Origin of the sequence: Agreia sp. Leaf335 (assembly GCF_001423605.1) — a bacterium.
Classification (GTDB): domain Bacteria; phylum Actinomycetota; class Actinomycetes; order Actinomycetales; family Microbacteriaceae; genus Agreia.
On the sequence record NZ_LMOQ01000001.1, the window covers coordinates 958,692 to 976,879 of the forward strand.

The 18,188-nt window shown below is 66.5% G+C and carries 17 protein-coding genes; 12 read left to right on the top strand and 5 right to left on the bottom strand.

Translation table 11 applies throughout. The features are described 5' to 3' along the window. The first annotated feature begins 46 nt into the window (after window positions 1–46). From ASF79_RS04630 to ftsY, 5 genes are all read left to right on the top strand, one after another. Window positions 47–925: an endo alpha-1,4 polygalactosaminidase gene (locus tag ASF79_RS04630; protein ID WP_055852375.1), complete on the top strand. Its 879-nt coding sequence runs from the start codon at window positions 47–49 to the stop codon at window positions 923–925. Window positions 926–1,004: 79 nt separating this feature from the next. After that, window positions 1,005–4,550: a chromosome segregation protein SMC gene (smc, locus tag ASF79_RS04635; protein ID WP_055852378.1), complete on the top strand. Its 3,546-nt coding sequence runs from the start codon at window positions 1,005–1,007 to the stop codon at window positions 4,548–4,550. A 39-nt stretch (window positions 4,551–4,589) separates the two neighbouring features. After that, the gene (lipB, locus tag ASF79_RS04640; RefSeq protein ID WP_055852380.1) at window positions 4,590–5,258 is read left to right on the top strand and encodes a lipoyl(octanoyl) transferase LipB; all 669 of its coding nucleotides are present in this window, start codon (window positions 4,590–4,592) and stop codon (window positions 5,256–5,258) included. Then, a complete protein-coding gene (lipA, locus tag ASF79_RS04645) occupies window positions 5,255–6,253 on the top strand; it encodes a lipoyl synthase (protein WP_055774847.1) in 999 nt (332 codons plus the stop codon). The genes lipB and lipA overlap by 4 nt, the downstream gene beginning before the upstream one ends. Before the next feature lie 23 nt (window positions 6,254–6,276). Next, on the top strand, window positions 6,277–7,152 hold the full coding sequence (gene ftsY / locus ASF79_RS04650; RefSeq protein ID WP_055774844.1) for a signal recognition particle-docking protein FtsY: 876 nt from the start codon (window positions 6,277–6,279) through the stop codon (window positions 7,150–7,152). Between the two features lie 21 nt (window positions 7,153–7,173). Here the strand turns inward: ftsY and ASF79_RS04655 are convergent, their stop codons facing one another. Continuing rightward, window positions 7,174–8,049, bottom strand: coding sequence for an LLM class flavin-dependent oxidoreductase (locus ASF79_RS04655; RefSeq protein WP_055852383.1), 876 nt, complete (start codon window positions 8,047–8,049; stop codon window positions 7,174–7,176). 77 nt (window positions 8,050–8,126) lie between these two features. Here ASF79_RS04655 and ASF79_RS04660 point away from each other — a divergent pair, with 77 nt between their 5' ends. After that, window positions 8,127–9,167 carry an alcohol dehydrogenase catalytic domain-containing protein gene (locus ASF79_RS04660; protein ID WP_055852386.1) on the top strand — a complete coding sequence of 347 codons (1,041 nt, stop codon included), beginning with the start codon at window positions 8,127–8,129 and terminating at the stop codon, window positions 9,165–9,167. Window positions 9,168–9,191: 24 nt separating this feature from the next. Here the strand turns inward: ASF79_RS04660 and ASF79_RS04665 are convergent, their stop codons facing one another. Beyond that, complete coding sequence (locus ASF79_RS04665) at window positions 9,192–10,529, bottom strand: MFS transporter (RefSeq protein WP_200933544.1); 1,338 nt, start codon at window positions 10,527–10,529, stop codon at window positions 9,192–9,194. Between the two features lie 5 nt (window positions 10,530–10,534). After that, complete coding sequence (locus ASF79_RS04670) at window positions 10,535–10,966, bottom strand: MarR family winged helix-turn-helix transcriptional regulator (protein ID WP_055852392.1); 432 nt, start codon at window positions 10,964–10,966, stop codon at window positions 10,535–10,537. 115 nt (window positions 10,967–11,081) lie between these two features. Here ASF79_RS04670 and ffh point away from each other — a divergent pair, with 115 nt between their 5' ends. Next, window positions 11,082–12,653: a signal recognition particle protein gene (ffh, locus tag ASF79_RS04675; protein WP_055774830.1), complete on the top strand. Its 1,572-nt coding sequence runs from the start codon at window positions 11,082–11,084 to the stop codon at window positions 12,651–12,653. A gap of 38 nt (window positions 12,654–12,691) precedes the next feature. On the opposite strand, the gene ASF79_RS04680 is transcribed toward ffh, so the two are convergent. Further along, window positions 12,692–13,468, bottom strand: coding sequence for a M23 family metallopeptidase (locus tag ASF79_RS04680; RefSeq protein WP_055852396.1), 777 nt, complete (start codon window positions 13,466–13,468; stop codon window positions 12,692–12,694). 74 nt (window positions 13,469–13,542) lie between these two features. Here ASF79_RS04680 and ASF79_RS04685 point away from each other — a divergent pair, with 74 nt between their 5' ends. Continuing rightward, the gene (locus tag ASF79_RS04685; RefSeq protein ID WP_055774824.1) at window positions 13,543–14,367 is read left to right on the top strand and encodes an LLM class F420-dependent oxidoreductase; all 825 of its coding nucleotides are present in this window, start codon (window positions 13,543–13,545) and stop codon (window positions 14,365–14,367) included. Here ASF79_RS04685 and ASF79_RS04690 read toward each other — a convergent pair. Next, window positions 14,364–15,506 (bottom strand): glutamate--cysteine ligase, encoded by a 1,143-nt coding sequence (locus ASF79_RS04690; protein WP_055774823.1) that lies wholly within the window; start codon window positions 15,504–15,506, stop codon window positions 14,364–14,366. The genes ASF79_RS04685 and ASF79_RS04690 overlap by 4 nt on opposite strands. A 247-nt stretch (window positions 15,507–15,753) precedes the next feature. On the opposite strand from ASF79_RS04690, the gene rpsP reads away from it, so the two are divergent. The 4 genes from rpsP (at window position 15,754) to ASF79_RS04710 (ending at window position 18,112) form a co-directional block, all read left to right on the top strand. Next, the gene (rpsP, locus tag ASF79_RS04695) at window positions 15,754–16,188 is read left to right on the top strand and encodes a 30S ribosomal protein S16 (protein ID WP_055852397.1); all 435 of its coding nucleotides are present in this window, start codon (window positions 15,754–15,756) and stop codon (window positions 16,186–16,188) included. A 2-nt stretch (window positions 16,189–16,190) separates the two neighbouring features. After that, window positions 16,191–16,427, top strand: a complete 237-nt coding sequence (locus tag ASF79_RS04700; RefSeq protein ID WP_044442063.1) for an RNA-binding protein — start codon at window positions 16,191–16,193, stop codon at window positions 16,425–16,427. Further along, a complete protein-coding gene (gene rimM / locus ASF79_RS04705) occupies window positions 16,414–17,022 on the top strand; it encodes a ribosome maturation factor RimM (protein WP_055774820.1) in 609 nt (202 codons plus the stop codon). The genes ASF79_RS04700 and rimM overlap by 14 nt, the downstream gene beginning before the upstream one ends. Window positions 17,023–17,161: 139 nt before the next feature. Continuing rightward, window positions 17,162–18,112: an endonuclease domain-containing protein gene (locus ASF79_RS04710; protein ID WP_055852400.1), complete on the top strand. Its 951-nt coding sequence runs from the start codon at window positions 17,162–17,164 to the stop codon at window positions 18,110–18,112. Window positions 18,113–18,188 lie beyond the last annotated feature (76 nt).

Consider the following 18,188-nt stretch of genomic DNA (forward strand, 5'->3'; position numbering starts at 1 on the left):
GGGAGCGAGCAGACGCTCCAAGCGTACGCCGCCTAGCATGAGCGCTATGCAGGCAAAGATCTCGACGGCGTTGGCCGCAGGCGCAGCGACCGTCGCGATCCTCGGGCTGCTGGCGGCGTGCACGTCGGATGCCCGGGAAGACGAGCAGGCGTCGCCGACGTCGAGCGACGGCTTCGTCGTAGCCTCTGACGACCTGACCCTCCCGCCCTTCGGCGATCCGGCCGACTACCAGCTCGGAGGTAGCTACGACGTCGACGCCGATGTGAAGATCGTCACTCGCGACAGCACGTCCGAGCCGGCCGAGGGCGTGTACTCCATCTGCTACGTCAACGGATTCCAGTCGCAGCCCGGCGATGCTGAGCGCTGGGTCGTCGACAATCCAGACCTCGTGCTGCGAGACGATGACGGCGCGGCGATCATCGACCCGAACTGGCCCGACGAGTTCATCCTCGACACCTCGACCCCCGAGAAGAGGCAGCACATCTCGCTCATGATCGGGGCATCCATCGAGACGTGCGCCGACCGGGGGTTCGACGCGGTCGAGATCGACAACCTCGACACCTACTCGCGCAGCGACGGCAGGCTGAGCATCGACGACAACCTCGCACTCGCCAAGCTCTTCTCCGGCCGAGCGCACGGCCGCGCCATGGCCATCGGCCAGAAGAACTCGGCCGAACTGGGAGATCGCGGCCGCGCTGCCGCGAACTTCGACTTCGCCGTAACCGAGGAGTGCTTCCGGTTCGAGGAATGCGGCGCGTATGCAGACGTCTACGGTCCTGCGGTCATTGACATCGAATACACCGACGATCTGCCCGTGCCGTTCGACGAGGTCTGCGCCTCCGCCGAGCGGCCCGCCACCACCATCCTGCGCGATCGCGACCTGGTCGAGAAAGGCGAGCCCGGCTACGCGTTCGAGCATTGCTGACGAGCCTCGCCCCCGGTTTCGCGCCTGTTCGGTACCGTAGAGCAATCACGGGTAGTCGGAACGAAGCGGAGGGCCTCGGGTGTATCTGAAGAGCCTGACCCTCAAGGGCTTCAAGTCGTTCGCGCACCCCACCACCTTCGCGTTCGAGACCGGGGTGACCTGCGTGGTCGGCCCGAACGGGTCGGGCAAGAGCAACGTCGTCGACGCCCTCGCCTGGGTCATGGGCGAGCAGGGCGCGAAGACGCTGCGCGGCGGCAAGATGGAAGACGTCATCTTCGCCGGCACGGCCACCAAGGGGCCCCTCGGCCGGGCCGAGGTCATCCTCACCATCGACAACTCCGATGGTGCGCTGCCGATCGACTACTCCGAGGTCACGATCAGCCGCACGCTCTTCCGCAACGGCGGCAGCGAGTACGCGATCAACGGAGAGGGGTGCCGGCTCCTCGACGTGCAAGAGCTGCTGAGCGACTCCGGTCTCGGCCGAGAGATGCACGTCATCGTCGGCCAAGGCCAGCTCGACGCCGTGCTGCACGCCACACCCGAGGGGCGTCGAGGCTTCATCGAGGAGGCCGCAGGAATCCTCAAGCATCGTCGCCGCAAGGAGAAGACGCAGCGCAAGCTCGAGGCGATGCAGGCCAACCTCACGCGCCTCAGCGACTTGGCCGGCGAGATCCGGCGTCAACTCAAGCCTTTGGGTCGCCAGGCCGAGGTCGCGAAAGAGGCGCAGTCGATCGCCATGGTCGTTCGCGATGCGCGCGCCCGGCTTCTCGCGGACGAGGTCGTGACGCTGCGCACCGCGCTCTCCGACCACGGACGAACAGAGAACGAGCGCCGCACCGAGCGCATCGTGCTGCAGGAGCGCCTCGAGCAGAACCAGCTTCGGGTGGCGCGAATCGAGAGCGCTCAGGTGGGCGATGCCGTCGACATCGCACGGCGAACGAGCTTCGGCCTCGAGTCGGTGCAGGAGCGCCTGCGTGGGCTCTTCACCCTGGCCAATCAGCGGCTCGCGCTGCTGGGGTCGGATGCCGAGGGTACGGCCGCAGGGCCCACGGTCACGCCGCAGATGGTCGCCGACGCGGCTGACGAGATCGTTCGGCTTCGCGGCGAGGTCGCCGCGGCCGAGCTGGCTCTCACCGCTGCGCAGGCCAGCTCCGTGACGGCGCGCTCTGCGCTCGACTCGGTCGACGAGGAGATCGCGGCGCAGAGTGCCCTCGTCTCGAGGCACGACCTCGAAATCTCCAAGCTGCAGGGTCAGGTCGACACGGCGAACTCACGTCTGGCTGCTGTTCGCGGCGAGGTGCTGCGGCAGACCAACGCCCTCGAGGCCGCGACCGCCCGACGAGAGTCGGCGCAGGCAGAATTCGCCCTCCTCGAAGCAGAAGCCGCGGTCTCAGGAACGTCGGAGACCGATCTCGACGAGGCCTACGAGTTCTCGCAGGCCCGCCTGTTCGAGGCCGAGGCCGAGATCGAGATCCTGCGCGAGACGCTGCACGGCCACGAGCGCGAACGGGATGCACTCGCCGCCCGAACGAGCGCTCTGACGCTCGCCCTCGACCAGAAAGACGGCACCACCGATCTGATTGCCGCCAAGGTTCCGGGCGTTCTCGGACTCGTGGCCGACAACGTGACCGCCAAGCCGGGCTTCGAGGCCGCGATCGCGGCGGCCCTCGGCACGCTGGCCGATGCCGTACTCGCCGAGACCCCCGATGCCGCGCGCACCGCCATCGACCTGGCGCACAGCGACGAGCTGGGTCGCGTCGAGATCGTCGTGGCCGACCCCTCCGATTCGGTCGCCGACGGTGTCGCCTCGCCCATCGCATCCGGTGTGGCCGGGGTGATCGCTGCCGTCGATGTGATCACCGCGCCTGCAGGCGTGCGCGGACTGCTTGCCCGAACGCTCGTCGTCGACGACCTGGAGACCGCCCGCGAGGTCTGGCCGACAGTGTCGAAGCACGCGGGCGCCACCCTCATCACTCGATCGGGAGACGTGCTCACCGAGTACGTGCTGCGCGGGGGATCGGGAGCCAAGCGCAGCCGCATCGAGCTGCGCGCCGAGCGCGACACCGCTTCAGTGAGCCTCGATGAGACGCGCTCGTTGATCGAGCGGGCGAAATTCGCCCTCGCCGAGCAGCGTGGAATCGTGCAGGTGGCTAAGGAGCAGTCGGCGAACGCCCTGGCGGCACTCCGCGAGTTCGACTCCGCGCTCGCCGCGCAGACCGAGAAGCTCGCCAGGCTCAAGGCACAACTCGACGCGTCGACGGGTGAGTTCGAGCGGCTCAGCACGGCCCTCGCGGCCTCGGAGGAGACTGTCGCCCAGGCCGAGCGGGCGGCGTCGACGGCGAAGGACGAACTCGAGACCGCGCAGTCCCGCCCGCGCCCGATGCTCGACGTGAGTCAGCGCGATGCGCTGTACGCCGAGCTCGAGAGCGCCAGGGAGCGGGAGATCGGCGCGCGGCTCCAGCTGGAAACAGCTCGCGAGCGGGTGCGCGCCGAGGAGGCTCGTCGAGCCGCCCTCGAGAAGCAGGTCGAGGCAGACCGTGCAGCGGCCGAAGAGGCGGCCCGCCGAGCCGTGATCCGGCGCCGTCAGGTCGAGGCGGCGACCGACGTTGTCGAAGCCCTGCCCGCGGTGCTCAGCTCGGTGGAGGCCTCGGTGGCTGAGGCGCGCCTCGAACAGGCTCGAGCCGAGGCGGAGCGCGCGGAACAGAATCAGGAGCTGCTCGCCCTGCGCCGAGACGAAGCGGCATTGCGCGAGCGTCTGCAGGCGATCACCGAGAACGTGCACGGACTCGAACTGCAGATCTATGAGAAGAAGCTGCATCTGTCGAGCGTGCTCGAGCGCGTCGGCAGCGAGCTCGGTCTCGTCGAGGACGTGCTCGTCTCCGAGTACGGCCCCGACGAGCTGATCCCCTCCGATACGCCGTCGCCTGAGCCCGTCGAGACCCAGCCCGCCGGCATCCCCTTCGATCGCGCGCAGCAGCAGGCCCGGCTGGCGAAGGCCGAACGCAAGCTCGCCGAGCTGGGCCGCGTGAACCCGCTCGCACTCGAGGAGTTCGACGCGCTGGAGCAGCGGCACAAGTTCCTCACCGAGCAGCTGACCGACCTCACCAAGACCCGAACAGACCTGCTCACGATCATCGACGAGATCGACGTGAAGATGCAGGTGATCTTCGACGAGGCCTTCACCGACACGAAGGCGGCGTTCCAAGAGGTGTTCCCGATTCTCTTCCCGGGCGGCACGGGCAGCATCAGCCTCACCGATCCATCGAATCTGCTCACCACAGGCATCGAGGTCTCGGTGAAACCCGCTGGCAAGAAGATCGAACGGCTCTCGCTGCTGTCGGGCGGCGAGCGATCGCTGGCTGCGGTCGCGCTGCTGATCGCGATCTTCAAGGCCAGACCCAGCCCGTTCTACATCATGGACGAGGTGGAGGCAGCTCTCGACGACGCCAACCTCGGCCGGCTGCTCACCATTTTCGAAGACCTGCGAAAGACGAGTCAGCTCATCGTGATCACGCATCAGAAGCGCACGATGGAGATCGCCGACGCCCTCTATGGAGTCTCGATGCGACAAGACGGGGTGTCGGCCGTCGTCGGCCAGCGCGTCGGCGACAACCAGCCGGCGTGATTAATTGGACTGCGTCTATTAAATAGTTAGACTTCCGGCATGACGCAGCTTCTCCTTGCCGGATTCGGCGACGACGCACTGGAGTATCGAGAGGGCTGGGCTATGCAGCGCAGCATCCACGACGAGGTGGTCGATGGTCGCTCGCCCGGCACTCTCATCATGCTCGAGCACCAGTCCGTGTACACGGCAGGCCGACGAACGGATGCGTCGGAACGGCCCACCGACGGCACCCCGGTCGTCGACGTCGACCGGGGCGGCAAGATCACCTGGCATGGGCCCGGCCAACTGGTCGGCTACCCCATTCTGCGACTCGCGGAGCCTGTCGATGTCGTGGGTTACGTGCGCCGTCTCGAGGGCGTTCTCATCGAGGTGCTCGATGAGCTCGGCGTGGAGTGCGGACGCGTCGAGGGGCGGTCGGGGGTCTGGGTCTCGGCGAACGGAACGGATCTCAAGATCGCGGCCATCGGCATCCGGATCGCCCACGGTGTGACGATGCACGGGTTCGCCCTGAATTGCAGCAACAGCCTCGCGCCCTACTCGCGAATCGTTGCGTGCGGCATCCGCGACGCGGGGGTGACGACGATCAGCGAGTGTCTTGGTCGCATCGTCACGCCGAACGATGTCGCGCCGCTCATCGCCGAACGGTTCGCCGACTCGTCTGCGCTCGCGGGCTTCTCTGCCGATGCCGTCGCGGAGGTCGCCGCGTGAGCGCCGTGCCCGAGGGGCGCAAACTGCTGCGCCTCGAGATCAGGAACGCCGAGACGCCCATCGAGAAGAAACCGGAGTGGATCAAGACGAAGGCGCGCTTCGGGCCCGAGTACCGCGCCCTGCAGAGCCTCGTGAAAGACGAGGGGTTGCACACCGTCTGCCAGGAGGCCGGGTGCCCGAACATCTTCGAGTGCTGGGAGGACCGCGAGGCGACGTTCCTCATCGGTGGGTCTCAGTGCACCCGCCGCTGCGACTTCTGCCAGATCGACACAGGCAAGCCCGCCGACTACGACACCGACGAGCCGAGGCGCGTCGCCGAGTCGGTCGAGAAGATGAACCTGCGCTATGCGACCGTCACCGGAGTCGCCCGCGACGACCTGCCGGACGAGGGCGCCTGGCTGCACGCCGAGACCGTGCGCGAGATCCACCGCCGAAACCCCGGCACGGGGGTCGAGATCCTGGCCACCGACTTCTCTGGCAACAGCGATCTGCTCGCCGAGGTGTTCTCGTCGAGGCCCGAGGTGTTCGCCCACAACGTCGAGACCGTGCCGCGCATCTTCAAGCGCATCCGCCCCGCGTTCCGGTACGAGCGGTCGCTCGATGTGTTGACGCAGGCCCGCGATGCCGGGCTCATCACGAAGTCCAATCTCATCCTCGGCATGGGCGAGGAGCCGGCCGAGGTGAGTCAGGCACTGCAGGATCTGCACGACGCCGGCACCGACATCATCACGTTGACGCAATACCTGCGTCCGACCCCTCGCCACCTTCCGGTGTCGCGCTGGGTCAAGCCCGAGGAGTTCGTCGCGTTCAAGCAGGAGGCGGAGGAGATCGGCTTCCTCGGTGTTCTGGCCGGGCCGCTGGTGCGGTCGAGCTACCGGGCGGGCCGGCTGTGGGCGCAGTCCATGGCGCGCAAGGGAATCGAGTTGCCCGAGCGCCTCGCCCACCTGGCCGCTGAGGCGGAGCGCTCAGACGGTTTCGTGCAGGCCGTGGGCTGAACGCGCGCCGCTAGTCTTGTCGTATGGCTGAACGCACCCCCTGGTCTTTGTCTGGCGCCCTCCGGGGCATGTTCACCAAGCCCACGATCGATGCCAACACGTGGGAGGACCTCGAAGACGCGCTGCTGAAGGCCGACTTCGGGCCCGACGTCACCGACTCCGTGGTGAGCGACCTGCGAGCCAAGGTCGATCGCTTCAAGACGACCGACCCCAAAGACCTGCAGCGCATGCTCCGCGAGACCATGGAGGAGCGGCTCTCGAGGCTCGACACGACCCTGCACCTCTCGGAGCGCCCGGCCGTGGTGCTCGTCGTCGGTGTGAACGGGGTCGGCAAGACCACCACGATCGGCAAGTTCGCCAAGTTCCTCGCCACCTACGGGCGCACGGTGGTCATCGGCGCGGCCGACACCTTCCGCGCAGCCGCCGTCGAGCAGGTCGCCACCTGGGCAGAACGCGCCGGCGCTGCCATCGTGCGGCCGCAGCACGAGGGCCAGGATCCCGCATCCGTCGCCTTTCAGACCATCGAGTTCGCGAAGCTGCACGGCACCGAGATCGTCGTCATCGACACGGCCGGTCGTCTGCAGACGAAGGGCGGCTTGATGGATGAGCTCGGCAAGATCCGTCGGGTCATCGAGAAGCAGGCTCCGGTTGCCGAGGTGCTTCTGGTGCTCGACGCGACCACGGGCCAGAACGGTCTCGCCCAGGCGGAGGCGTTCATTCAGCACGCCGGGGTGACGGGCCTCGTCCTGACCAAGCTCGACGGCTCGGCGAAGGCCGGCTTCGTGCTGGCGGTGCAGGAGAAGACGGGCATTCCCATCAAGCTCATCGGCCAGGGCGAGGGCATCAACGACCTCACCGGGTTCACCCCGCACGTGTTCGCTCAGAACCTGGTCGGCTAGAAGCTGGTCGGCTAGAGCCGCTCAGAATCGCGAGGCGACCTCGTAGAGAACTTCTTCGTCGCCGGCGTAGATTCCCTCTGGCCTGGGCCAGTGCGAGATCACATCGGTGAAGCCGAGTTGTGCCGCGCGGCCGACCATGTCGTCGAACGCGCCCACGCTCTCGAGAGAGAACTGGCCGCCCGAGTCGAGCGAGAGATAACGATCGATGGATGCCGGCTCGCGGCCCGCCGCGTTCGCCGCGTCGTCGAGACGGCCTGCAAGGGTGGCCACCGCAGACCACCACTCCTCGCCGGTGGCGCCGTCTTTGCCCGTGGTGACCCACCCCTGCCCGTGCTTGGCGACGAGCGCGAGGCCCTTCGGGCCGTTCGCGGCGACCACGAACGGCACCCGCGGCTGCTGCGCCGCGACCCCGACCATGCGCGCGTCGACCGCTTCGTACCAGTCGCCGTCGAAGGAGATGCCCCGTGCTCCGTCGCCCTCGTGCCGCAGCAGGTCGTCGAGCAGAGTCACGAACTCCGCGAAGCGCTCGTGCCGCTGAAGCGGTGTGTACTCGGGCTGGCCGAGCACGAACGCGTCGAAGCCCGTTCCGCCAGACCCGACGCCGAGCACGAATCGGCCGCCCGAGATGTCATCGACCGTCGCGATCTCTTTGGCGAAGGGCACCGGATGCCTGAAGTTGGGCGATGAGACGAAGGTGCCGAGGCGGATGCTCTCGGTGACGACCGCCGCGGCCGTGAGCGTGGGGATGGTCGCGTTCCACGGCTGGTCTGCGAGCGAGCGCCACGAGAGATGATCGTAGGTCCAGGCGTGATCGAAGCCGAGCCCCTCGGCGGACTGCCACTTTCGGCGAGCGATCGACCAGGGGTCTTGGGGAAGGATGACGATTCCATGGCGCATGCCCCGAGTCTAGAGACTGGCTCCGACGTCGATCGTGGCCGGTATCGTCGGAGTCGCCCCTTGCGAGAAAGAGACCCATGCGCGCCGTTGTCTTCACTGAATTCGGAGGTACCCCCGAGCTTCGCGACGTGCCGGATCCCGTTCCCTCGGCAAACGGCGTCGTCATCAGAGTCGAGACGACGGGAGTCTGCCGCAGCGATGCCCACGGATGGCTGGGCCATGACGACGGTATCGCCCTCCCGCATGTTCCCGGGCACGAACTCGTCGGCCGCATCGCCGCAGTGGGACCGGAGGTCACGAGGTTCCGGATCGGCGAACGCGTGACGGTTCCGTTCGTCTCGGCCTGTGGACACTGCCCCGAATGCGCGGGCGGAAACGGCCAGGTCTGCCGCAATCAGACGCAGCCCGGGTTCACGCACTGGGGGTCCTTCGCCGAGCTCGTGGCATTGCACAATGCCGACGTCAACCTCATCCGCGTTCCAGACGGGCTCGACTCGGGTGCTGCGGCCCTTCTCGGCTGCCGGTTCGCGACGGCCTCTCGAGGTCTCGTGCACCGGGCGAGGCTCCAACGCGGTGAACGCCTGCTCGTCGTCGGCTGCGGCGGGGTGGGGCTGAGTGCCGCGATGATCGGTATAGCTCTCGGCGCCGAGGTGATCGCCGTCGATATCGACCCTGTCGCGCTCGAGCGTGCCTCGTCGTTGGGCGTGGCGCACACCATCGACTCGTCCGGCCTCTCCGAGTCTCAGGTCCTCGAGGCGATCGCCTCCGTGGCCCCTACTGGCATCCAGGTCTCTGTCGAGGCCTTGGGCAGGCAGGCGACGATGCGGCTCAGCGTGCTCGCGCTGGCGCCGCTCGGTCGACAGGTGCAGATCGGTCTGTTCTCAGAGGAGCCCGCGGTCCCGCTCCCGACGATCATCGCCAAAGAGCTCTCTCTGCATGGCAGTCACGGAATGCCGGCGTCGGACTACCCGGCGCTCCTCGACCTCGTTCTGAGTGGCGCCCTCGACCCGGCCCGACTCATCGAGCACCGGATCGGGCTGGCCGAGGCGCCCGCGGCACTCCAAGCCATTGCTGCAGGAGATCGGTCGTCCGGGGTCACCGTCGTCGACATCGCCTGACGCCTGACGCTTGGGGATCCGCGCTCAGGATCTCCGCGCATCCGCCTCATCAAGGGCGAGATCCTCTTCGAGCTCCGCTGCCGTCTCGGGCGCGCCGCTGCGCGCGTAGGGTCGACCGTCGTGACTCACGATGAAGTGCGGATGTGCAGCTCGGTCGTAGTGCAACCGCAGGTGCCGGAACACGATGAGCCAGCCGAGACCGATCGCAGCCGCGACGAGCCCTGACGCGGCGGCCACACCGATCGCCCAGCGAGGGCCGAAGCTGTTCGCCACCCATCCGACGACGGGTGCGCCGAGGGGAGTTCCGCCCATGAAGACCGCCATGTAGAGGGCCATCACGCGGCCACGCATCTCGGGCGCGGTCGTCGTCTGCACCGTGCCATTCGCCGTGGTCATGAGCGTCTGAGCAGAGAGCCCCACTAAGACGAGCACGAGGGCGAATCCCCAGTAGCTCGGCATGACGGCGGCGGCGAGACAGCTCACGCCGAATGCGGCGGCCGCGACGAACGTGAGTCGGAGCCGTGGCCGGTCGCGTCGAGCCGACATCAGCGCCCCCGTCACCGATCCCACCGCCATGACCGACGAGAGCAGGCCGAAAGCCTCGGGCCCCTGCCCGAACTCGACGCTCGCCATGGTCGACGTGAAGATGGCGAAGTTCATGCCGAACGTGCCGATGATGAAGACGATCACGAAGATCACGAGAAGATCGGGCCTCGCCCGCACATAGCGAAAGCCCTCGAGCAGTTGGCCCTTGCCCTGCGGCGCACGCTTGCTCCGACGCAGCTGATCGACCCTGATGAACGCGAGCGAGGCCAAGACCGCGCCGAACGTCACCGCGTTCAGCAGGAAGACCCACCCCGCGCCGATCACGGCGACCAGGATCCCCGCGACGGCGGGGCCGATCATGCGCGCGGCATTGAACGAGGCCGAGTTGAGTGCCACGGCGTTCGACAGGTTGGAGCCGCCGACGAGTTCGGAGACGAACGTCTGCCGCACGGGCGCGTCGATCGCGGAGGCGATCCCCAGCAGCAGGGCGAAGAGATAGACGTGCCAGAGCTGGGCGACGCCCGTCACGACGATGAGGCCGAGTCCGAGGCCCAGAATGCCCATGGATGCCTGGGTCACCATCAGAGTGCGTCGCCGATCGAGACGGTCGGCGATCAACCCGGACCACGGCACGAGGAGGAGCTGCGGGCCGAGTTGAAGTGCCATGACGATGCCTACCGCCGCCGCATCGTGATCGGTCAGCTCGGTGAGCACGATCCAGTCCTGCGCAGTACGTTGCATCCAGGTGCCCACGTTCGACACCAGTGCTCCGGCGAACCAGATGCGGTAGTTGACGCTCGAGAGCGAGCGGAACATCGCGCTCACCGAGCCACCATCGTTCTCAGAATGACCGTCGCCTCCTCGAGAGTTCGTCGTTCCTCGGCCGTGAGCGCCGAGAGCCTCGAGTGCAGCCACGCGTCGCGCTTGCGCCTCGTCTCCTTCACGACCGCGAAGCCGTTCTCTGTGGCCGTGACGAACACCTTGCGGCCGTCCGACGCATCCGGTGTTCGAGCCACCAGGCCGGCGGTCTCGAGCGCGTTGATCGTGCGGTTCATCGATGGGGGAGTGACGTGCTCCCACACGCTCAGCTCGTTCGGCGTGTGCGCCCCGGTGCGCACGAGGTACGCCAGCACGCTGAACTGGGAGTCGCCGAGGTCGATGTCGGCCCGCTCGTTGCGGAGTCTGCGGGAGAGGTGCATCGTGACCCCGCGCAGCTCAGAGCTGAGGGCGGGCAGCGAGAGGGGAGGAGTCATATCTTTAGCCTAGCTCATTAGTTAGGCTAACGATCCGTCGCGTGTGTCGTTCAGCGGGCTCGTCGGCACGGTCCTTCGACCTGTGGCGTCGGCGGCCAGGTAAACTTGTCGAACCATGGCTACTTTCGGAAACCTGTCTGACCGGCTCGCAGAGACCTTCAAGAACCTTCGCACCAAGGGCAAGCTGAGCCCCGCAGATGTCGACGCGACCGTGCGCGAGATCCGCCGCGCTCTGCTCGACGCCGACGTCGCGCTCGAGGTGGTCAAGGACTTCACCGGCAAGGTGCGCGAGCGCGCGCTGGGCGACGAGGTCAACAAGGCGCTCAACCCGGCGCAGCAGGTCGTGCAGATCGTCAACGAAGAACTCGTGGCGATCCTCGGCGGCGAGGCCCGTCGCATCCAGTTCGCGAAGAAGCCGCCGACAGTGATCATGCTCGCCGGCCTCCAGGGCGCCGGTAAGACGACACTCGCGGGCAAGCTCGCCAAGTGGCTGGCGAAAGACAACCACACGCCGCTGCTGGTCGCCGCCGACCTTCAGCGCCCCAACGCCGTCAACCAGCTGCAGGTCGTGGCCGGCCAGGCCGGCGTCGCCGTCTTCGCTCCCGAGCCCGGCAACGGCACGGGAAACCCCGTGAAGGTCGCGAAAGACTCCATCAAGTTCGCCATCGACAAGCAGTACGACGTGGTCATCGTCGACACGGCAGGTCGTCTCGGTGTCGACGCCGACATGATGAAGCAGGCCTCAGACATCCGCAAGGCCGTCGATCCCGACGAGGTGCTCTTCGTCATCGACGCCATGATCGGTCAAGACGCGGTCGCGACGGCCAAGGCCTTCCAAGACGGTGTCGACTTCACGGGTGTCGTGCTGACGAAGCTCGACGGCGACGCCCGCGGTGGAGCAGCCCTCTCGGTAGCCTCCGTCACCGGTCGACCGATCATCTTCGCGTCGACGGGCGAGTCGCTCGACGACTTCGAGCCGTTCTACCCCGACCGCATGGCGAGCCGCATCCTCGACCTCGGTGACATCCTGACCCTCATCGAGCAGGCCCAGTCGGCCTTCGACGAGGGCGAGGCCATGAAGATGGCCGAGAAGTTCGCCACCGACACCTTCACACTCGAAGACTTCCTGTCGCAGATGCAGCAGCTCCGCGGCGCGGGCTCCATCAAGAAGATGATGGGCATGCTGCCCGGCATGGGCGGTATGAAGCAGCAGCTCGAGAACTTCGACGAGCGTGAGATCGTGCGCACCGAGGCGATCATCCAGTCGATGACCAAGGCCGAGCGGCAGAACTCGAAGCTGCTCAACGGCTCGCGCCGCGTGCGCATCGCCAAGGGATCCGGCATGACGGTCACCGACGTGAATCAGCTCGTGCAGCGATTCGAGCAGGCCGCGAAGATGATGAAGACCGTGGCCAAGGGCGGCATGCCGAACATCCCCGGAATGGGCCCGGTTCCCGGCGCCCACGGCGGACGCAAGCAGGTCGCCAAGAAGAAGGGCTCGAAGTCGGGCAACCCGGCGAAGCGTGCGGCCGAAGATGCGGCGCGCGCCGCTGGCATCAAACCGGATGCCGCGCCCGTCACCGCGGGCGGCTCGGGCTTCGGCCTGGGGCTCGGCAAGGGTAAGTCGGCACCGGGCGCGCCGAGCGAAGAAGAGCTGGCCTCGCTGCAGAAGTTCCTGGGTCGCTAGCGGCGTTCCGTCCTCCGAGCTTCTCGGAGGAGGCGGGCTCAGTAGCTCGCGTTCGCCGTGAGGTAGGGGATCGCGTCGAAGCGGATGCCGTCGGCGAAGAACAGCTCGAAGTGCAGGTGCTCGACACTGGCGTTGCCGGTGTCGCCGGTGAGTCCGATCACGGTGCCGGCCGTGACCTCCTGCCCCACGGTGACGGTCACGGATCCGTCTTGGAAGTGCATGTACATGCTGCAGAGGCGCTGTCCGCCGACCATGGTGGCGATCGCCACGTAATTGCCCGCTGAGCCGTTGTAGCCGGACGCGGTGACGATGCCGTCGCCGATCGCCTGGATGGGCGTGCCGTTTCCGGCGAGCATGTCGATGCCGTCGTGCATACCCTCCGCGCGTGGACCGAATCCGTCGCCGATCTTGACGGGATGGTCGTATGGCCAGGTGAGGCGCGTCGTCTCGGCGGGGGCGTCTCGCTGGCAGCCCCATCCTCCCGGGCTTCCTCCCGTCGACGCGGGCGCGGCCTTGACCACAGGCGTCGGGGTGGGTGTGGGCGTGGGGGTGTTCACGGTGTAGCCGTCGCGCAGAACGCTGGCGTCGGCGGCCGAGCCATCGACCGAGAGCAGCTGATCCTGTGACTGCGGACCGCCCGTGGCCCCGGTGAGTCCGAACGACGAGCCGGGCCCGAATGCTGCGGCCGGAAGGGACGTGGCAACGGCCAGTGCGCCGACGAAGAGCAGCGCGGCAGGAGGGAGAAACCGGGAGGCGATGTTGCGACGGGGCCGCTGAGGGCGCACGTTCGCAGACTTCGGCTCTATCGACTTCACCTGTTCATTGTGAGGTGAGATGCCGGATGCCGCAAGGTGAGTTCTCGAACAGGCGTGATAAGTAGGCTCGCATCATGACGACACACTCTTCGCGCCCCGTGCGCATCGGCATTCAGATCGCGCCCCAGCACTCCGACTACACGACGATCCGTGACACTCTTCGTCAGCTCGAGGAACTCGGCGTCGATATCGCCTTCAACTGGGATCACTTCTACCCGCTGTCGGGAGACCCCGCGGGCCTGCACTTCGAGGGCTGGAGCATGCTCGCCGCCTGGGCGGAGCAGACCTCGACCATCGAGTTCGGCCCCCTCGTCACGTGCAACAGCTATCGGAACCCCGACCTGCTCGCCGACATGGCCCGCACCGTCGACCACATCAGCGCCAAGACCCCGGGCGCCGAGGGCCGGCTCGTCTTCGGTATCGGCTCGGGCTGGTTCGAGCGCGACTACGACGAGTACGGCTACGAGTTCGGCACGGTCGGGCAGAGACTGGATGCGCTGGGCGAGGCCATGCCGCGCATCGAGGCGCGGTGGGGTGTGCTCAACCCGGCTCCCACCCGCAAGATCCCCGTACTGATCGGCGGTGGTGGCGAGAAGAAGACGCTCAAGCTCGTCGCGAAGCACGCGACGATCTGGCACAGCTTCTCAGACGTGCCGACTCTGCAGCACAAGCTCGAGGTTCTGCGCGGACACGCGTCGGATGTCGGCCGCGACGTCTCGGAGATCGAGATCTCGAACGATGTGAAGCTCACCGGTGCCTTCGGCTCGGCCGACGCCGCGGTTCTCGACGAGAAGGCCGAGGTGGGCGTCACGCTGTTCACCCTCGGAATCACGGGCCCGTCGATCGACCTCGGCCCGGTCAAGGATCTGCTGGCCTGGCGCGACGAGAAGAACGCCTAGCCGGTGTGCCCGAGGCCGTGGCGCAGTTCGCGAGTAAGCGAGGCGACCACGGCCTTGAGGCTGCCGCCGTTCTCCTCCGCGACACGAAGCTGGCGCTGGTAGCTGGCACCGTGCTCGAGGATCAGATTCACCTGGGCGAGTTCGGCCACGCAGTCGAGCCGCTCGGCGATCGGCGCGAGGGTGACCAGCAGTTCTCGCACGTCGTCGGTGACCAGTTTCTCGGCGCCCCGCGCATCCACGATGATCTCGGCGTCGAGACCGTAGCGCGCAGCGCGCCACTTGTTCTCGCGCACGTACCAGGGCTGAAGCGTCGGCAGGGTCTCGCCCGCGTCGAGCCGATCTGACATGTGCTCGACGAGGCACTGGATGAACGCCGCGACCGCACCGATCTCCTCCGGGCTCGAGAGGCCGTCGCAGGCGCGCATCTCGAGTGTTCCCCACTGGGGCGAGGGCCGGATGTCCCAGCGCACCTCGGTGTGGTCGTCGACGATGCCCGTGACCTTCATATCGTCGACGTACGACTCGTACTGGGACCACTCGTCGAATTGGTAGGGGAGGCCTGCTGTCGGGAGCTGCTGGAACATGAGCGCGCGGTTCGACGCGTAGCCCGTCTTCTCGCCCGCCCAGAACGGGCTCGAGGCAGAGAGTGCTTGCAGATGCGGGTAGTAGTTGAGGAGACCGTTCAACAGGGGCAGCACCTTGTCGCGGCTCTCGACACCGACGTGCACGTGGATGCCCCAGATCATCATGTTGCGGCCCCACCACTGGGTGCGGTCGATCAGCTTGTGATACCGCTCCTTGTCGGTGATCTGCTGGTCGAACCACTGGGCGAACGGGTGCGTTCCCGCGCACATGAGCTCGACGTCGAGGGGATCGGTGATGGCGCGCACCTCGGAGAGCTGCTCCTGGAGGTCGTCCACGGCATCCGACACCCGGGTGTGCACCGCGGTGACGAGTTCGACGGTGTTCAGAAGGAGCTCTTCGGTGATGCGGGGGTGGTCTTCACCGTCGGCTCCCCGCAGAGACTGCAGCACGTCGCCGGCGACATTGACTAAGTCGCCCGAACTCTGCTCGACGAGCGCGATCTCCCACTCGATGCCGAGGGTCGAGCGTTCGGAATGAGCGAACGAGATCTCCATGAGCGGCTCCGATCGATAGCAGCGGGTCGCCTCATCCTGACAGACTCGATGGAACGTGCTTCTGAATTACGCGCGCCGGTCGAATATCTGACAGAATGATCTGTCGAGTCTGCCCGCCCGACCCTCTAATCAGGTTGCGGCAGAACCCTCGAGAACTTTTTACGCCGAGTGTGCACCCCACGCTCACGGCTGCCAGTTCACCCACATTTAGGCCCACCAGGGCCGAGAGAAAAACCTAGGAAGAATTGTGGCTGTAAAGATCCGTTTGAAGCGCATGGGCAAGATCCGTGCACCGTACTACCGCATCGTCGTTGCCGACTCGCGCACCAAGCGCGACGGTCGTGTCATCGAGGAGATCGGCCAGTACCACCCCACCGAAGAGCCCTCGGTCATCAAGATCGAGTCCGAGCGTGCGCTCTACTGGCTCGGCGTCGGCGCTCAGCCGACCGAGCAGGTCGCCGCTCTCCTCAAGCTCACGGGCGACTGGGGCAAGTTCAAGGGCGACAAGGACGCGGTCTCGACCGTGCGCATCAAGGAGCCCAAGGAGCCGTTCGTCGCAGACGAGAAGAAGAAGCCGGTTCTGAAGCCCAAGGCCGAGGTCAAGGTCGAGGCTCCTGCCGCTCCCGCCGAAGAGGCACCGGCTGCCGACGAGGCTCCCGAGGCTGAAGCAGAGAAGGCCTAGCCTTGCTCGCTCCTGCTCTCGAGCACCTGGTCAAGGGCATCGTCGACAAACCTGCCGACGTGCATGTCGTTGCGAAGAGCTCACCGCGCGGAGAGGTTCTCGAGGTGCGCGTGCACCCCGACGACCTCGGACGCGTGATCGGTCGTGCGGGTCGCACGGCCAAGGCTCTCCGCACACTCGTCGCCGCGCTCGCTGATGGCAAGCGCGTTCGTGTAGACGTGGTGGATACCGATTTCTAAGAACGAGACGCAGCAACTCCGGGTTGGTCGCCTCCTGAAAGCCCACGGGCTCAAGGGGGCGATCAAGCTGGAACTCTTCACCGACGACCCCGCACGACGCTTCGTGCCGGGCGCGGTGTTCACCCTCCAGGTTCCTACATCGTCTCCGTGGCACGGCAAGACCCTCGAACTCATCGAGCTCAAGTGGTTCAACAGCCATGCCGTCGGATTCTTCAAGGGCGTGCCCGACCGCACGGCCGCCGAAGGCCTGGTCAAGGCGATCCTCTGGATCGATCAGGACTCGGATGAGCAGTCAGCCGAAGAAGACGCCTGGTTCGACCACCAGCTCGTCGGACTCGACGTGATCCGCGACGGCGAGAAGATCGGCGTCGTGCGCCAGGTCAATCACATGCCGGCTCAAGACCTCCTGGTCATCGAGCAGGCGTCCGGCGAGGTGCTGGTTCCGTTCGTCAAGGCGATCGTGCCGGCCGTCGACATCGTGGCCGGAACGATGACCATCACGCCGCCTCCGGGCCTCCTCGAAGAGCTCCCGGAGTCCGAGGACGACGAGACTCCCACCGAGGAGACGTCGCCGGAAGACACACCGGCCGAGTAGCAGCTTCACCCGAACGGGCGGAGATTACGTCATCCGACGCGCATAGCGAGTCGGATGTACTGATCTTCGCCCGTTCTTTGTTCTCCACAGATCTGTCGGCGCTCCCCAGCGAGCTTGTCGCGCCGGGCACGATCGTCGTATGACGAGTCTCGAAACCATCCTCGGTTCGGCTGGCGGAGTCGCATCTCTGAGTTATCTGCAGACCCGCGGCGTTCCACGCCGAGAGGTCGACCGCGAGCTGCGCTCTGGTGCACTTCTGCGGGTCAGACAAGGCTGGGTGGCGTCGCCGGCGGCGAACGCGGAGATCGTGCAAGCTGTTCGGGTCGGCGGCGTGCTCACCTGCCAATCCGTACTGCGGCGACTCGGAGTTTGGTGCGACGATGACCGGCTCCTGCATGTTCGCGTGGGCAAACACACAACGCATCTCTCCGCCCCGCACGACCGCCGCATGCCGCTTGGCAGGCCTGGAAGTCGCGGCGTTCGAATACATCGCACGGTCGCTGGATCTGAGGCACTCGAAACGGGCCGCTCCGTCGATTCGGTAGAGATGGCGGTCATCCATCTCTTTCACTGCGAACCCCGCGACAACGTGATCGTGAGTCTCGATTCGATCCTCAACAAGAGAATCCTGAGCCACGAACGACTCGAAGAGATCGCTTCGATTCTGCCCAAGAAGTTTCGTTCGTTCCTATCGCTTGTTGATTCAGCGGCGCAGTCGGGGTTGGAGACAAAGGCGCGTCTGGGCTTGAGGCGGCACGGAATCCCCTATCGCAGCCAGGTCTTCGTGGAGGGCGTGGGGCGCGTCGATCTCCTTATCGGCGATCGGGTGGTCCTCGAGGTCGACGGCGAAGCCTGGCACTCAGGACCGCTCGCCTACGCCGAGGACAGGCGTCGTGATCTCGAGCTTCTACGTCAAGGCTTCGTCGTCGTTCGCGTGAGCTACGCGCAGGTCATGAACCAATGGGCGCTCATAGAGGAGGTCATTCGATCCCTCGTCGCACGACGCGAGCACATGTGGGCAGGGCGGCACCGGCGTGCCGGACTCGGCGGCATCGCGCTGGGCGGAGAACAGCTCAACCGAACCATATAGAGGCTCGGATGCTCTCGTCTCCGCCCGTTTCATCGAGTGTGCACTGCGCGACCGGGGCGGCGGCCGCAGCTAGGCT

What these genes read in the sequence shown, in the direction of transcription:
- ASF79_RS04685 (WP_055774824.1), top strand. Translation starts at nt 13,543, where the DNA reads ATGACGACACACTCTTCGCGCCCCGTGCGCATCGGCATTCAGATCGCG.
- ASF79_RS04665 (WP_200933544.1), bottom strand. Translation starts at nt 10,529, where the DNA reads ATGTTCCGCTCGCTCTCGAGCGTCAACTACCGCATCTGGTTCGCCGGA.
- ffh (WP_055774830.1), top strand. Translation starts at nt 11,082, where the DNA reads ATGGCTACTTTCGGAAACCTGTCTGACCGGCTCGCAGAGACCTTCAAG.
- ASF79_RS04630 (WP_055852375.1), top strand. Translation starts at nt 47, where the DNA reads ATGCAGGCAAAGATCTCGACGGCGTTGGCCGCAGGCGCAGCGACCGTC.
- ASF79_RS04690 (WP_055774823.1), bottom strand. Translation starts at nt 15,506, where the DNA reads ATGGAGATCTCGTTCGCTCATTCCGAACGCTCGACCCTCGGCATCGAG.
- ASF79_RS04660 (WP_055852386.1), top strand. Translation starts at nt 8,127, where the DNA reads ATGCGCGCCGTTGTCTTCACTGAATTCGGAGGTACCCCCGAGCTTCGC.
- ASF79_RS04670 (WP_055852392.1), bottom strand. Translation starts at nt 10,966, where the DNA reads ATGACTCCTCCCCTCTCGCTGCCCGCCCTCAGCTCTGAGCTGCGCGGG.
- ASF79_RS04710 (WP_055852400.1), top strand. Translation starts at nt 17,162, where the DNA reads ATGACGAGTCTCGAAACCATCCTCGGTTCGGCTGGCGGAGTCGCATCT.
- lipB (WP_055852380.1), top strand. Translation starts at nt 4,590, where the DNA reads ATGACGCAGCTTCTCCTTGCCGGATTCGGCGACGACGCACTGGAGTAT.
- ftsY (WP_055774844.1), top strand. Translation starts at nt 6,277, where the DNA reads ATGGCTGAACGCACCCCCTGGTCTTTGTCTGGCGCCCTCCGGGGCATG.
- ASF79_RS04655 (WP_055852383.1), bottom strand. Translation starts at nt 8,049, where the DNA reads ATGCGCCATGGAATCGTCATCCTTCCCCAAGACCCCTGGTCGATCGCT.